At 38.0% G+C, this 16,157-nt stretch carries 15 protein-coding genes; 14 read left to right on the top strand and 1 reads right to left on the bottom strand.

The genetic code is table 11. The features are described from left to right. Positions 1-30 precede the first annotated feature (30 nt). Positions 31-1,329, bottom strand: coding sequence for a DEAD/DEAH box helicase (locus HMPREF1151_RS02425; RefSeq protein WP_009660950.1), 1,299 nt, complete (start codon positions 1,327-1,329; stop codon positions 31-33). A gap of 516 nt (positions 1,330-1,845) precedes the next feature. On the opposite strand from HMPREF1151_RS02425, the gene HMPREF1151_RS02420 reads away from it, so the two are divergent. From HMPREF1151_RS02420 to hypE, 14 genes are all read left to right on the top strand, one after another. After that, the gene (locus tag HMPREF1151_RS02420; RefSeq protein ID WP_005376797.1) at positions 1,846-2,079 is read left to right on the top strand and encodes a FeoA family protein; all 234 of its coding nucleotides are present in this window, start codon (positions 1,846-1,848) and stop codon (positions 2,077-2,079) included. Positions 2,080-2,088: 9 nt separating this feature from the next. Then, positions 2,089-4,458, top strand: a complete 2,370-nt coding sequence (feoB, locus tag HMPREF1151_RS02415) for a ferrous iron transport protein B (RefSeq protein WP_005376789.1) — start codon at positions 2,089-2,091, stop codon at positions 4,456-4,458. Between the two features lie 232 nt (positions 4,459-4,690). Then, positions 4,691-4,885, top strand: coding sequence for a FeoB-associated Cys-rich membrane protein (locus HMPREF1151_RS02410; protein WP_005380969.1), 195 nt, complete (start codon positions 4,691-4,693; stop codon positions 4,883-4,885). A 102-nt stretch (positions 4,886-4,987) separates the two neighbouring features. After that, positions 4,988-5,248 (top strand): DUF6110 family protein, encoded by a 261-nt coding sequence (locus HMPREF1151_RS02405; RefSeq protein WP_005376730.1) that lies wholly within the window; start codon positions 4,988-4,990, stop codon positions 5,246-5,248. Between the two features lie 15 nt (positions 5,249-5,263). Beyond that, on the top strand, positions 5,264-7,399 hold the full coding sequence (locus tag HMPREF1151_RS02400) for a heavy metal translocating P-type ATPase (protein ID WP_005376720.1): 2,136 nt from the start codon (positions 5,264-5,266) through the stop codon (positions 7,397-7,399). 141 nt (positions 7,400-7,540) lie between these two features. After that, on the top strand, positions 7,541-7,948 hold the full coding sequence (locus HMPREF1151_RS02395; RefSeq protein ID WP_005376838.1) for a hypothetical protein: 408 nt from the start codon (positions 7,541-7,543) through the stop codon (positions 7,946-7,948). After that, positions 7,941-8,780 (top strand): hypothetical protein, encoded by an 840-nt coding sequence (locus HMPREF1151_RS02390; protein ID WP_009660868.1) that lies wholly within the window; start codon positions 7,941-7,943, stop codon positions 8,778-8,780. The genes HMPREF1151_RS02395 and HMPREF1151_RS02390 overlap by 8 nt, the downstream gene beginning before the upstream one ends. Positions 8,781-8,836: 56 nt before the next feature. After that, on the top strand, positions 8,837-9,514 hold the full coding sequence (locus HMPREF1151_RS02385) for an ECF transporter S component (RefSeq protein WP_009660884.1): 678 nt from the start codon (positions 8,837-8,839) through the stop codon (positions 9,512-9,514). Positions 9,515-9,585: 71 nt separating this feature from the next. Then, positions 9,586-9,729 (top strand): six-cysteine ranthipeptide SCIFF, encoded by a 144-nt coding sequence (gene scfA, locus HMPREF1151_RS09625; protein WP_004693318.1) that lies wholly within the window; start codon positions 9,586-9,588, stop codon positions 9,727-9,729. 167 nt (positions 9,730-9,896) lie between these two features. Then, complete coding sequence (gene scfB, locus HMPREF1151_RS02380) at positions 9,897-11,306, top strand: thioether cross-link-forming SCIFF peptide maturase (protein ID WP_005376804.1); 1,410 nt, start codon at positions 9,897-9,899, stop codon at positions 11,304-11,306. Between the two features lie 38 nt (positions 11,307-11,344). Beyond that, positions 11,345-13,642 (top strand): carbamoyltransferase HypF, encoded by a 2,298-nt coding sequence (gene hypF, locus HMPREF1151_RS02375; protein ID WP_009660952.1) that lies wholly within the window; start codon positions 11,345-11,347, stop codon positions 13,640-13,642. 114 nt (positions 13,643-13,756) lie between these two features. Continuing rightward, positions 13,757-14,008 carry a HypC/HybG/HupF family hydrogenase formation chaperone gene (locus tag HMPREF1151_RS02370; protein ID WP_005376745.1) on the top strand — a complete coding sequence of 84 codons (252 nt, stop codon included), beginning with the start codon at positions 13,757-13,759 and terminating at the stop codon, positions 14,006-14,008. Then, complete coding sequence (gene hypD / locus HMPREF1151_RS02365; RefSeq protein ID WP_038141171.1) at positions 13,968-15,086, top strand: hydrogenase formation protein HypD; 1,119 nt, start codon at positions 13,968-13,970, stop codon at positions 15,084-15,086. The genes HMPREF1151_RS02370 and hypD overlap by 41 nt, the downstream gene beginning before the upstream one ends. Next, positions 15,086-16,093 (top strand): hydrogenase expression/formation protein HypE, encoded by a 1,008-nt coding sequence (hypE, locus tag HMPREF1151_RS02360; RefSeq protein WP_009660895.1) that lies wholly within the window; start codon positions 15,086-15,088, stop codon positions 16,091-16,093. Before hypD ends, hypE begins: the two co-directional genes overlap by 1 nt. Positions 16,094-16,157 lie beyond the last annotated feature (64 nt).

Genomic DNA, 16,157 nt, shown 5'->3' with positions numbered 1-16,157 from the left:
AGCTTATGATATGCTACACGCATTTTTGTGTTATCTTCGATTGCCACGTCGACCTGTTTGTGATGTAGAGGTACGGCGTTGTCGAGTATTGGAACCCTTATGGCCTCGAGCCTTATGGGCTTTTGCTTTTGTAGATTGATAGGAACTTGTGATTTTAGGTTTTGATGTTGATTTTTTGCGTTTTGGCGCAGTACTGGCATTACCTTTAGTTTTGATTTGCCCATCTTTTGTGTATTTTGTTAAGGTTGCTTGAATCGCACGTTCTATGCGTCGTAACCAAGATTCATCGGCTGGCGTAGCAAATGTAACGGCTATACCAGAATTACCTGCACGACCTGTACGACCGATACGATGGATGTAGTAATCTACATCATGAGGTACATCATAGTTGTATACATGAGTGATGCCCTCAATATCGATGCCGCGCGCTGCAATATCGGTAGCCACCAAAATTTGTGTTTTTGCCTTGGCAAAGTCTCGAAGTATTTGTGTGCGTCGGCCCTGTGTTAGGTCGCCATGCATTTCAGCAATGTTGAGACCTGCAGCTGTCAACTCGTAGGATAGTCGAATGGCGCCTTCTCGCTTGTTACAGAACACGATTGCCAAATATGGATTATCTTCTTGGATCATCTTGATGAGGCGAGGTGTTTTATCCTCTGGATTCATCATATATACGCGTTGGTCAATTGAGTCTAGTGTAATGTGTTTACCTTCCGCTGTTACAGATACCGGTTTTGTCATATATGCTTTTGCTAGGTTGCGTATCTTGTCCGGAATTGTAGCAGAGAAGAGTAACAATTGTCGATTCGCATCTGTTTGACCGATTAGATTTTCTATGTCTGGTAAAAATCCCATGTGAAGCATTTGATCCGCTTCATCTAACACTACGCGACGGATCGAATCGAGATGGAGTGAGCCGCGCTTAGCGTGGTCCAATAAGCGACCTGGTGTACCTAGGATAACGTGAGGACGTCTACCAAGTTGTTGTAATTGGGATTCAATCGTTTTACCACCGATGAGCGGAAGAATATCGACATCCAACACAGCGCCTAGCACCTTTGCTTCGTCGGAAATTTGTTTAATGAGTTCCCGTGTTGGTGCGATAATCAGTACTTGTTCTTGATGTACATCTGTGTGAATGCGTTGCAATATAGGCAATAAGAAGGCTAGTGTTTTGCCTGTTCCTGTTTGTGCCTTTGCAATAATATCATTGCCTTTGAAGACGATAGGAATCGATTGTTCTTGAATCGGCGTTGGTTCCTTGATGCCTTGTTTTTGTAAGGTGCTAATAAGTTCGTCGCAAACGCCTAAGGATTTAAAAGATTTCATGTGTCGTCCTTTCTTTAATACATATTATATTAATTATACCTAATCTATTAGAGTGGAGCAAATTTATATCATTATGGATTATTCTGGGGAGATAATGAGTGTTGAATAACATCTAATTAAATGAATAAAATTCAGAAAATGAGAATTTGAAGGATGAAATTGAGATTAGAAGTTTTAATAATGACAGGCAATTCTTAAAACGCAAGTATGAAAATGAGAATGAATATATAATAAATTGATAACAAGATAACCTTAATTATCATTTTCAGTAATGAGAAATCTTATTGTGTATATAATATTAAAATTGATAGACCCTTATTTTATAAGTATGTTTGGTATATTTTTAAAATAGGTATAATCATATTTAATAATAAGTATAAATATTTTGAATAATAAAATGATAATTATTGTTGAAATTATGAACTCTCATGATATAATAGTTTAAGATATTAATACGCATTATTATTTGGTGTGTTTAATATGAGGTTGTTAGGTACAATAATTAGGAGGTGTCGTATGGCTATCAAAAAGTTAAAAGACATGAAACCAGGTGAGTCTGGTCTTATTGTTACACTACATGGCAGTGGCAACGTTAAGCATCGTCTAATTGACATGGGTCTTGTACATGGTACAAAAATCCATGTTATGAAGTTTGCCCCTTTGGGGGATCCGGTGGAAATCAAAGTAAAAAACTTTGAATTAGCACTTCGTAATAGCGAAGCTGGCATGATTGATGTAGAGGTTCAATAGGAGGTTCACATGGCAGAAAAAGGGCAAATTCGAATTGCCTTAGCAGGTAACCCTAACTGTGGTAAAACTACAATGTTTAACAATATCACAGGGGCGAAGCAACACGTTGGTAACTATGCCGGCGTTACAGTAGAAAAAAAGGAAGGCTATAAGAAATTTGATGGCCATGAGTTATTGTTTATTGACTTGCCAGGTACATATAGCTTAACTGCACGTTCCTTGGATGAGTTAGTAGCGCGTAATGTTATCGTAAATGATAACCCAGATGTAATTGTTAATGTTCTTGATGCATCTAATTTGGAACGTAACTTATATTTAGCTGCACAATTATTGGAACTTGAAAAGCCAATGGTTATTGCTCTAAACATGTCTGATGTTGCTGAAGATATGGGCATTAAATACGACCTAAAAAAAATGGCAGAAATGACAGGGGCTACAATTGTTAGCACAGTAGGTCGTACTAATATTGGTACAAAAGAGTTGCTAGAAGCAACAGTTAGTGTAGCTGCTTCTCAAAAAGCTCCTGGTGTAACAATTAACTATGGTGATTTGTTAGAAGGCAAAATTAGTGAACTTGTAGAAGAACTAAAACAAGCTGGTACTGTTACATATCCACTTCGTTGGGTTGCTGTTAAGTTGTTAGAAAAAGATGCGGACGTTATTGGCAAAGTTATGCGCTTTGAAAATACAGAAGCTGTTATTGAAAAAGCGAAAGCGATTCGTGAAGAAATCAAAGATCAAGTCGATCTTGATGTAATATTCCAAGAATATCGTCACCGCTTCGCAGTAGAAGTATATAATACATGTTTAACACAGGCTCCTACACAATTAGAAACGCGTTCTGACCGTTATGATAAAATTTTAACTCACCGTATTCTTGGTTTGCCAATTTTTATGGTTGTAATGTGGTTACTATTTAACTTTGTAAATACTGTAGGTGCTATTCCTCAAGGTTGGATTGAAGATGGCTTTACCGCATTACAAGCATGGGTTGTAACAGTTATTCCAGAAGGTCAGTTACAATCACTTATTTCTGATGGTATCATCGCCGGTGTAGGTGCTGTATTATCCTTCGTACCATTAATTCTATTATTATTCCTTGGTATCTCTTTCTTGGAAGATACAGGGTATATGGCACGTGCTGCCTTCGTTATTGACCGTGTAATGCGCGCTTGTGGTTTACATGGTAAATCGTTTATTCCTTTATTATTAGGTTTTGGTTGTTCCGTACCATCCGTAATGGGTGCACGTATCCTTGATAACTACAAAGATCGTATGGTAACAATCTTAATTACTCCATTCATGAGTTGTTCTGCACGCTTACCTGTTTATACTTTGTTTGCAGCAGCATTTTTCCCTCCTGAATGGGCTGGTACTGTAGTATTTGCTGTGTATGCATTAGGTATTGTATTTGGTATCGTATTTGCTAAAATTTTCCGCAAATATTTATTTGCTGGCGAAGCAGAACCATTCGTAATGGAATTGCCTCCATATCATTTACCAACTTTAAAAGCTACATTAACTCATATGTTTGAACGTGGTATTATGTACCTTAAAAAAGCAGGTACTTTCATCCTTGCTGCTTCCATCCTCGTATGGTTCATCACAACATATCCAATGGATGTAGAATACTCCAAAGATTATGATGCATTGCATGATCAAGTAGCTCAAACATATGAAATGAAAGATGCAGAAACTTTGGCTCATTTTGGTATCGCTACAGATGAACAAAAAGACCAAGTTAATGAAATCGTAGATAATATGAAATCTACTGTAGCAGATGCTACTACACAAGCAGAGGATGCTGGAGAAGCTGCTCCTGAAATCGAAGTAGAAGATGATTCTGAAGCACCTGAATTGTTCAATGACATTAAAGAACAAAATGAACAATTATTCCCAGTAGCATGGGCTATGTATAAAAATAGCGCTAATTTAGATGATGAAAATCAAAAAATTGACGAAGAAAAAAATTCTGAAAAATTGGAACAATCCTATGCTGCTATGTTCGGTAAAGCAATCAACCCAGTTCTTAAACCATTAGGCTTTGACTGGAAAATCGGTGTATCTCTTGTGGCTGGTTTAGCGGCTAAAGAAGTTGTTGTATCTACATTGGGTACTATCTATGCAGTAGGTGGCGATACAGATCATCCTCAAGCATTGACTGATTACTTACAAAATGATCCACACTTTACACCATTGATTGCATTAACATTAATGCTATTCATCTTGATTTACCCGCCATGTATCGCAGCGCTAGCAGTTATTAAACGCGAAACTGGTTCTTGGAAATGGATGTTATTCATGTTCTGTTATGAAAATGCTTTCGCATGGATTGCATGCTTTATTTTCTACAATATTGGTTTGGCACTAGGCTTCTAATTAAAGCGTAGTTAATCACTATGGTTTACATTCCTTAGATACCTAGAACTAAATTGTATTGACATAATGTAATTTAATTATAGAAAAAATTTAAAATAGCTCTTGCCAATTATCATTATTTGTGGTTAAATGATAATGAGAAAAGGGAAATATCCAAATATATTGCTTTTAACTCATTTATCATATATCAATTTATGAAAATTTGGTGGATATTGAGAAAGAAGGAATTATAATGGATAACCTAATTATAGGACTCATAGTGATATTAGCATTGGCTTATCTTGGTACAAAAATTTATAAACAAGTGTCTGGTAAGGGTGGCTGCGGCTGTGGTAGCGGTGGCTCCAAAAAATCTTCTAGTTGCGGTGGTAACTGCAGCTGTGATGGTTCGAACAAGGCGCTTGGTATTAAACGTACCGCTAAGTAAGCTAATACGAATTCTGAATTTGAAAGAGGGGTCTCTATAATGGCTCCTCTTTTCAAATATAGTAAGTAAATTTTTATATATTTAGTAGAAAGGGATATTATCATGTTCAACTTCAATCAAAACAATCTTAAAAACGCTAACTTATTCGCAGCAGGTCTTGCATTGGGTACTGTAGGTCTTAAAGTGTTGACTTCTAAAGACGCTAAAAAAGTATATGCTGGTATCGTAGCAGCTGGCCTTCGCGCTAAAGAAACTGTATTGGAAACTGCTGAAAAAGTACAAGCTTCCGCATCTGATGTATTGGCAGAAGCTCAAGAAATCAACGAAGCACGCAACGAAGAAATCTTTGAAGAAAATAAATAATAGAAGGATTTAACTATGTTACAATTTTCTGTTGTACGAAAACTCAGAAATCGCTTGCATATTAAGGTAACAGGTCATCGCTTTACAGAAGCTGAAGCTGCTTATGTAGAGGATACATTATTACTTAATGATGCAATTTTAGACGTAACCTTCTATACACGTAGCAGTCAGATCGTCATTAAACATACTGGCGATTCTGAATCTGTACGTGATGCGGTGTTAGGTCTACGCGATTTAGATTTGTCCGAAGCTCCTGCTTTGAATGAATACTCTCCGCGCTTGGTAAATAAAAAATATCGTGAAATGATGATTAATCGCACTGCTATTTACTTAGGTAAAAAAGCAGTGTTACCTGCACCGATTGCGGCAGCATGGGCATGGTTTGACGGTATTAAATTTATCGGCAAAGCGATTAAAACATTGTGGCAACGTAAGTTAACCGTAGAGGTTCTCGATGGTGTTGCTATTGGTGCAGCTTTACTTCAAAAAGATTATCCTACAGCTGGTGCTGTTATGTACCTATTAGGTATTGGCGATATCTTAGAAGAATGGACTCACCGTAAATCTGTATTGAATCTTGCTCAAAGCATGTCTTTGAATGTTGATAAAGTATGGGTTTTAGTTGACGACATTGAAGTGAGCAAGCCTGTTAACGAAGTTGTGGAAGGCGATAAAATCATTATCCGTCAAGGTGAAGTGATTCCATTGGATGGCACTGTAATCGATGGTGTTGTTCTTGTAAATGAAAGCTCCATGACTGGTGAACCAGAAGCAGTTCGTCGCGATCAAGACAGTTCTGTATATGCAGGTACTGTTGTTGAAGACGGTAAAGCTATTGTAGAAGTACGTAGCACATCTAAATCTTCTCGTTACGAAAAAATCGTTAACCTCATTGAAGAGTCTGAACAAATGAAATCCGGTATGGAACAACAAGCATACCGCATGGCTGATAAATTAGTGCCTATTAGCTTTATCGGTGCTGGTTTAACATATTTGTTGACTCGAAATGTGATGAAAGCATTGTCTTTCGTTATGGTTGACTTCTCTTGTGCTCTAAAATTATCCATTCCATTGGCAGTACTTTCCGCTATGCAAGAAGCATCTAAACGCGGTATCACAGTTAAAGGTGGCAAATTCTTAGAACAAATTGCACAAGCAGATATGATTGTATTCGATAAAACAGGTACTCTTACAAAAGCAGAACCTGAGTTTGAACAAATCATTCCATTTAATGGTCATGATGCAGATGAAATGTTAAAATTGGCTGCATGTATTGAGGAACATTTCCCTCATTCCATGGCAAAAGCAATTGTACGTGCTGCTAAGGATCATTCCTTGCCTCACAAGGAAATGCACTCTGACGTAGAATACGTTGTAGCTCATGGTATTGCATCTAAAGTTGGCCGCTACCGTGTACGCATTGGTAGTGCTCACTACATCTTTGATGATGAAAAAACAAAGATTCCTGCAGATGAACAAGAAAAATTCAATAACTTGCCAAATTCATCTTCCCATATTTACCTCGCTATTGGCGGTACATTAGCAGCGGTTATTTGTATTAAAGACCCTGTACGCGATGAATCTAAACAAGTTATTGCTGATTTACATGCTTTAGGCATTAAAAAGATTGTCATGATGACTGGTGACTCCAAACGCAATGCGCAACGCGTAGCTGATGAACTCGGTATCGATGAAGTGCATGCAGAGGTATTGCCAGAGGATAAAGCAGCTTATGTAAAACAAGCAAAAGCTGAAGGTTATACTGTCATGATGGTAGGGGATGGTATCAATGATTCCCCAGCTATTTCTGAAGCACATGTAGGCATCGCAATGAATGAAGGTGCTCCTATTGCACAAAAAATTGCGAATGTTACGATTTCTTCTGATAATCTACAAGCTCTTGTAGAGTTACGCCGCATTTCTATGGCCTTGATGAAACGCATCAAGTCCAATTACAATGGCATTGTTGGTTTCAATGGTGCTCTTGTAGGTGGTGGCGTACTTGGTTTCATGCCTCCAAGTCAAACTGCTTGGTTACATAACCTATTCACATTGGGTATTGGTATTGAAAGCATGACTCCATTGTTGAAAGAAGAAAAACCTGAAGACAAACATACAATTGATATTACTGCAGAATCTACTGTTGCATAATACTTGATTGTTTCCTGTTTCGCACATGGATTTTATTAAAAGACCTCTTATAGAAAATTTCTATAAGAGGTCTTTTTTTGTGGCATTTTACTGGTGTGTAGTGTACAATATCAAGTGATTAATTATCTTAGGAGAACGTATATGAACACTATATTAGATATTTGTAAACGATCACTATATATGAATATATTTATCGTGGCCATTCCTGTTATTTCTTATATGATTCATAATGGATCTAGTGCTACAGTGGCATTGGTATGGTATTTATTGCTATCCTTGTGTATCCCTTGGGCCTATTTATCGTTTAAAGCTAGTACATTTGGCGCTGAAAACAAACGGATTAACCGCATTATATATGTGCTGGGTTGGGCTGTTATTCAGTTTGCTACCTATAAGCTAATGTTTCTTGGGTTGGATTTAAATTGGCTTTGGGGCTTGCCATCCGTTGGACGTGATATTATCTTCCTTGTCGGTATGTATGGTCAAGTTACCATTGTTCTCATTATAGCTTATTTAATTTCTCAATTGCTGGGAGGTTCACATGAATAAGCAATTTATTGTATTTACTTTAGTTAGTGCCTTTTTTGTAAGTGTAGTGACTGCTGTATTACATCAAACCGGTTTGGGATCTCCCTATCTCACATTCCCCGTTTTATCTCTATTGGTACCTGTTCTCTTACAACGGATGCGACAAGGACAATTTGGTGAATTGCCAATTCATATGGGGTACCATGTATACAGTTGGGCTATTTTTACGGTTATTAATCTATTCACTACGCCGTTCAATGTAACATTGGAAAATCAAGCGCTTATAGTACTAGTCTTTTTAGGTGTATATTTTTTTATACAGATTTTGCTTGAGTTGGTAGCTTTATTGATGACATTTTTCTTCAAACGTCGCCATAGATGGGGTGCGGTTGATGAAGCTTTAGATATGGCCGTGTATATTGTACCGATTCCATTTATCTATTTAGGTTCTATTTTTTACATCAATTTAACGGATCCTATCATGGCAGCTTATTTTGGCCCTACCATTAGTTTGAATGCTTTGGTGGGGGAATTCCTATTCATCATCATTTCGATGTTAGTCTTTGCATTCTATATGTACCCTCGAAATGGTGAATATAAAGGGACGAGATTATTGCGTATTGTCGTTACTGCTGCTATGCTATTAGCTATGAATGGTCATATATTATATGGTGGGTATATTCCGGAATTTGTGAAAGCAATAGCACCTACGGTATTTCCAATCTATCAAGGCAATCCACTTGTATTCTTTACACCAGGATTACTGGAATTTGTGTTTATTATCGTATCTGTATTAATTGGTAAATTAGTAGAGATAGGTGTAATAAAAGCTCTTACTAAGAGCAAAGGTTAATTTTATTTCTAGTTTCGACTCATATCCTAAGAGAATGAGAGCGGAGGAGGATTTTTATGAATGAAAATGTGAAGGATGGTAACCAACAGGTATCAATCCAAGAACAACAAGCGACACAATTGGAGCGTAAACAGAGTAAGGAAACCGTTACGAAATCGGGCTTAACATTGCGCGAATTAACCATTGTGGGTCTATTAGCGGCCATTACCATTATTCTAGGTCTTTCTGGCTATGGTATTATGGCGTTAGGACCATTGAATGTCACTACATTACATGTCCCAGCATTAATTGGTGCCTTAGTTGAAGGGCCTAAGGTTGGTGCGTTCGTAGGATTGATTTTTGGTGTCTATAGCTTCTGGCAAAATTTTACGGCACCAAATATTTTGTCACCACTGTTTATTAATCCGTTAGTATCAGTATTACCTCGGATTATATTCCCTGTATTAGCTGTTTTGGTATACAAAGCATTATGGAAGGTACCACAAGGTCCGCGCTTGATAGTTTCTGCATTTATGGGCACTATATTCCATACATGTATGGTAATGGGACTAATCTATGTGATATATGCGGATATGTTCGCACAGGCAATGCATCTTTCATCTGATCAAGTTATGGGAACTATTTTAGTATTGTCTGTTACTCATGGTATTCCAGAAGCCATCTTTGCAGGCGTTATCGTAACACCGATTGCATTGGCGTTGCGAAAAGCATTGCGTAAGGATGTACAAAAATAATTTATATTTTACATAGTTTGAATATCTATGATAAAATAACTGTAATACAATAAGTATTGAGGAGGATAATCATGGCTAAACGTATTCGTACAATCAACACTGAATCTTTACAAAAAACTGCTAAAACTGGCGGTTGTGGTGAATGCCAAACTTCTTGCCAATCCGCTTGCAAAACAAGCTGTACAGTAGGCAACCAAGTTTGCAAACAAAAATAATAAAAAGAGAGCCGATGGCTCTCTTTTTTTATGTATGTAATATATACATACTGTTTATGGTATATATTTATGAGGACTTTTAGCACGATGGACAAAAAATGTGGTACAATTATCTAGAAAGTTCTATATAGTTTAGCGCTTTCACATACACATAATTTGGAGGTACCATGTTAGAATTAAAACCAATGATCCATAAGTTTCGGATGAAAGATAACTACTATTGTTTAGATGTAAATAGCGGTATCATTCACGTTATTGATGAACTCATTGATAAAGTATTAGATATATATGACGGCACCAATCGTGATGCAGTCCATGCAGCGTTAGATAGCTCTCAGGATCCTGTAGAATTAAATGAAATCATGGATGAATTAGATGAGCTCATCGCTGCAGAACAACTCTTTGCTCCTATGAGCACCGAATTCAAGCTTGTAGTTGGGGAAAAACCAATCGTTAAAGCATTGTGTCTTAATATTGCCCATGACTGTAATTTAGCATGTAAATATTGCTTTGCTAGTCAAGGCGATTACGGCGGTGTAAAACGCGAATTGATGAGCTTTGATGTAGCTAAACGTGCTGTTGATTTTCTCATTCAAATGAGTGGCACTCGTCAACATTGCGAAATCGATTTCTTCGGTGGTGAACCCCTTCTTAATTGGGACGTGGTGAAACAAACTGTAGAATATATCGAGCAAGAGGCGCCAAAACATAATAAAATCTTTAAATTGACGTTGACTACTAATGGTATGTTATTGTCTCAAGAGAAAATCGATTATGTAAACGAACATAAAATGAGCTTGGTCTTGTCTCTAGATGGCCGAGAAGATGTGCATAATGCTATGCGCCCAGTCGCTGGCAGTGGAGCTAACTCTTATGAGTATATTGCTAAAAATCTTGTAAATGCTGTAAAGCAACGTCATGGTTTAGAATATTATGTACGTGGTACATATACGCATAAGAATCTTGATTTTACTAAAGATGTATTGGCTATGTCTGATTTAGGCTTTGAACACTTATCTATGGAGCCTGTAGTAGGTGAAGAAGGCGATTATGTACTTCGCGAAGAAGATTGGCCAACGCTTGAGAAGGAATATGAAACATTAGCAGATATATATTTGCAACGTCAAAAGGACGGGTGGGGTGAGAAATTTAATTTCTTCCACTTCCGTATGGACTTGTACCGTGGACCTTGTATGGCAAAACGTTTGCGTGGCTGTGGGGCTGGTCATGAATATATGGCGGTAGTACCAAATGGGGATATTTATCCATGTCACCAATTTGTAGGCAAAGATGGTTATATACTTGGTAATGTATACGAAGGTTTAAAAAATACTGAAATTCCAAAGGATTTCCGTAACACACATGTGTTTACAAAACCTACCTGTGCAGAATGTTGGGCTAAATTCTTCTGCTCTGGTGGCTGTCATGCCAATAACATTACATTGGGTGGAGATTTACAAACGCCTTATGAGTTTGGCTGTCGTCTACAAAAGAAACGAATTGAATGTGCTATCATGATTCAAGCTGAACTTGAACAAGCTGGCATCGATGGTAGTATTCCTGTAGCATTAGGATAGACATTTTAAATAAGATATATTTTGTAATAGGAGCCGCTATGGACACTAGATTGGATAAAAAACAAACTATTGAACGTTGGGGGATTCGATTTACAGGTATTGTACAAGGGGTCGGATTTCGACCCCTTGTTTCTATGTGGGCCCATCAATTAGGGATTAGTGGATTTGTATATAATGATAGTTCCGGTGTATATGTAGAGGCCCAATCCGACATAGATACATTGCAATTATTTGTTGATACGATTCAGGAAGAACAGCCGCGATTATGCCGTATCACACATGTGAGCATTACAAAGATTGATCCATCTGTAAATGATGATGATAAGGAATTTGTTATCGCTCAGTCTCCTGTGGATGGTACTGTAAACACGTTTATTAGTGCCGATACATCACCGTGTGATGATTGTTTGGCTGAAATGAAGGAATCTGGTAGGAGGTATGATTATCCTTTTATCAACTGTACCAATTGTGGACCTCGATATTCCATTATTAAATCCATGCCCTATGATCGAGAACGAACTACCATGTCTGATTTCACCATGTGTGAAGCTTGCCATGAGGAATACGTTGATGTGAATGGTCGTAGGTATCATGCGGAACCAAATGCTTGTGAACAATGCGGACCGAGCTACCAACTATTAGATAAGAATGGTAATCTCTGTATCGTTGATGATTGTTTTGAAACTGTTAGAGAAATGATATCAAATGGTGCGATTATTGCATTAAAGGGAATTGGTGGATATCACTTGGTTTGTGATGCTACTAATGATAAAGCAGTACAAACATTACGGGAGCGAAAACATCGTAAGGATAAGCCGTTTGCTATTATGGCCGGTTCCATTGATATCGTAGAAGATTTTGCCGTCGTTAGCGATGGAGACTTAGATGCATTAAGCTCTATGGCAAGGCCTATTGTTTTATTAGAGAAAAATGATAATTTTCATGCGTCTATAAGTGAGTTAGTAGCCCCTAATAATCATTTAATTGGTGTTATGTTACCGTATGCACCTATCCATCATGTGTTAGTACCACAGGATGCGAAATGGGTTATGACAAGTGGTAATGCAAGCGGTGATTCCGTTATTTATGATGATGAAAAAGCTTTTTCAGAATTGCAGACTATAGCAGATTATTTTTTGACGCATAATCGTCAAATTTATGCGCCTGTAGATGATTCGATTGTATCAGTGGTGGAAGATACACCTATTTTGATTCGGCGAAGTCGGGGGTATATTCCTGAACCAATTCATTGTGAGTCGATTACAGATCAACCAATACTCGCCATGGGCAGTGATTTGAAGAATACCTTTGCGATTAATAAAAAGCAGGAAGTATTGATAGGACCTCATATTGGTGATTTAGCAAGTGAATCAACTCATGAAACCTTTGAGTGGACCATCGAACGATATGAATGGCTGTTTGATGTGAAGCCGAAAGCAATTGTCATGGATAAGCATCCATCATTTTTCTCTTCTAATTATGGTCGACAATTAAGTAAAACGCTAAATCTTCCGGCTATAGAGGTCCAACATCATCATAGTCACATCGCAGCTGTTATGGCTGAATACGATTTAAAATATCCTGTTCTTGGAATTTGTTTTGATGGCACTGGGTATGGTGACGATGATACGATTTGGGGCGGCGAATTTATGCTGTGCTATGGGGCAGAGTATATGCGTGTTGCACATATTCACTTAGCGCCTTTGCCTGGTGGTGAAAAAGCGGTAAAAGAACCATGGCGTCAAGCTTTATGGTACTTACGGAATTATTATGGGGATGAGTTACCTAATATATACAAAAAATGGTTAACCACATTGCCTAAAGGCTGGCAAATTCTAGATAAGGCATTGCAATCAGACATGTCCATGATGATGACATCTAGTGCAGGTAGATTATTTGATGTAATTGGTTGTTTGTTGGGCTTAGGAAATGAACACTCTTTTGATGCACAAATCGCCATAGCATTAGAATCTGCATGTGCAAATGAAGAAGGTCGGTTGTTAGATTTTAACTATGATGGGCAAGTATTAGATCTCGTGCCTGCAGTTCAACAGATTATGGATGGCTATTCTCAAGGTGAAAGCGTATCCTCGTTAGCGGCGAGCTTCCATAAAACACTGGCCATTGCTATTTGTGAAGTTGGAGCTGATTTGTGTGAACGCTATGGCATCGATGATGTATGTATCGGTGGTGGCGTTTTTCAAAATCGCAGATTACTAGCCTCCTTACAACATAAATGGCACCATGGCACATTATATATTAATAAAAAAGTACCATGTAATGATGGTGGTTTATCGTTGGGACAATTGTGGATTGCTCATCAAAAAAATATATAAACGTATCATTGGTTACATAAGAGTTCTTAGTTTTGTGATACAATTAAATTAATCAAAATATTTGGATTAATAGTTATAAATAGATGTATAAGTATATTTACAAAAGGAGGGCGTATGTGTTTAGCAGTACCAGCACAGTTAATTTCTATTAATGAAGCCATTGGCACAGTAGAATTAACAGGTGCAACGCGCGATTGTAGTTTGCTTCTCGTGCCAGATGCAAAGGTGGGAGACTGGTTATTAGTACATGCCGGTTTTGCAGTTCAAATTGTAGATGAAGAAGAAGCGAAGGCAACCTTAGATGCCTTCCGGGAGTTGGAAGAACTTGAAGAAGCTTACTTTGCAGGAAAAACAGAAAACAGCTGATGCTTTATTACGCCGTATTAGCGAACTACATACACCTGGCGAACGGGTGCGACTTATGGAAGTTTGTGGTACACATACAGTATCTATTTTTAGAGAAGGGTTACGACAATTATTGCCATCGGGAATAGAATTAGTTAGTGGTCCTGGATGTCCTGTGTGTGTAACTGATCAAGTGTATATGGATAAAGCTCTAGAGTATGCTAAACGTGATGATGTTATTATTGCAACCTTTGGGGATATGCTAAAGGTACCAGGGAGTTATAGTAGTCTTAGTGAAGCTCAAACACAGGGTGCCCATATTCATGTTATCTATACGCCGTTAGAAGTGTTGGAACTAAGTAAAAAACATCCTGATAAATATATAGTATTTTTAGCTATAGGGTTTGAAACGACGATTGCTGTCATCGGTGCCACTGTGAAAGCTGTAGCACAGGCTGGTGTAAAAAATGTATTATTCTTGGTGTCTCATAAATTGGTTCCGCCTGCATTACGCGGCTTATTAGACCGACAAGTAGGACAAATTGATGGCTTTATCTTGCCTGGGCATGTAAGTGTTATCATTGGCGAAAAACCGTATCAATTTTTACCAGATGAGTATAAAATTCCATCCTGCATTGCTGGGTTTGATGGGGTAGAAATATTATCTGCTATCGTCAATATTTTAGAACAACGGAAAAGTGGTCATTTTGAAGTAGGTAATACCTATCACTCTGTTGTTATGAAGGCAGGCAATCCTGTGGCTGTGCGTATGATGAATGAAATATACGATGTTTGTGATGATGCATGGCGTGGTATTGGTATAATTCCAAGTTCTGGGTTACAGCTTAATGATGACTATGCATTTCTAGATGCAGAAAAGGTGTTACCTATACAGTTAGAAAAACCATCTCTTGATCCTAAAGGGTGTCAATGTGGGAGCGTATTACAAGGGTTAATCAAACCTAATGAATGTCCGCTTTTTGGAAAAGCATGTACACCGGATCATGCAGTAGGTGCTTGTATGGTATCTGTAGAAGGTAGTTGCGCTGCATGGTATAAGTATGGCTTTTCTAGTGGCGGATTAGCCTGGGAGGATTAATGGAACGAGTTCGTTTAGTTCATGGCAATGGTGGCCGTTTTAGCCACGAATTGACAGAACGATTTATATTAAAATATTTTACTAATGATTTGTTAGCTCCCTTACATGATGGGGCACAATTTCCGGTAGACTCAGGGCGAATGGCTTTCACAACGGATTCCTATGTTGTACAGCCCACTTTTTTCCCGGGTGGTAATATCGGTAAATTAGCTGTATGCGGTACTGTTAACGACCTAGCTATGAATGGCGCTGTTCCACAATATCTTAGCTGTGGTTTGATTTTAGAAGAAGGCCTTCCTTTCGACGAATTAGAAACAATTTTAAGCACTATGTCTGATATGGCAAAGCTTGCGAATGTACAAATTGTGACGGGTGATACGAAGGTCGTAAAAAAAGGTGAAGTTGATAAAATTTATATCAATACAGCCGGCATTGGTATGATTCCAGATGGCATAAATATAGGTCCGAATTTCGTAAAACCTAATATGGATATTATTCTGTCCGGATCTATTGGTGATCACTCTATAGCTGTCATGGGACAACGATTTGGGCTAGAATTATCAGACTCTGTTAAGACTGATTGTGCTCCATTGAACCATATGGTTCATGCTGTTTTAAATGCAGTAGGGCCTCAGGTTGCACTATTGCGTGATCCTACGCGCGGTGGTGTGGGTACTGTTCTTAAAGAGATTGCCGAACAAAGTCAAGTGGGGATAAAGGTTGAGGAATCTAAGCTTATTATTCATGATGAAGTTCGTTCCGTTTGCGATATTTTAGGTTACGATCCTTTATACTTAGCAAATGAAGGTAAATGTATTTTCGTTGTAGAGCCGTCTGTAACAAATGATGTGCTAGATATTTTACATAGTTATCCAGAAGGCCGTGAAGCGACTCATATCGGTGTAACCATGGATAAAAATATTGGTAAAGTAGGCCTACAAACATCGATTGGCGGTGTTCGTCTAGTAGATTTATTGGGTGAAGATCAAGTGCCTCGAATCTGTTAAGTCTTCTGGTTATAATTGTATGATTTGCGGTTAAAACATAGCTAAAAATTAAATTGCATAAAAT

This window comes from Veillonella sp. ACP1 (assembly GCF_000286635.1).
Lineage (GTDB): Bacteria > Bacillota > Negativicutes > Veillonellales > Veillonellaceae > Veillonella > Veillonella atypica.
This window is presented reverse-complemented; position numbering and strand designations above follow the sequence as displayed.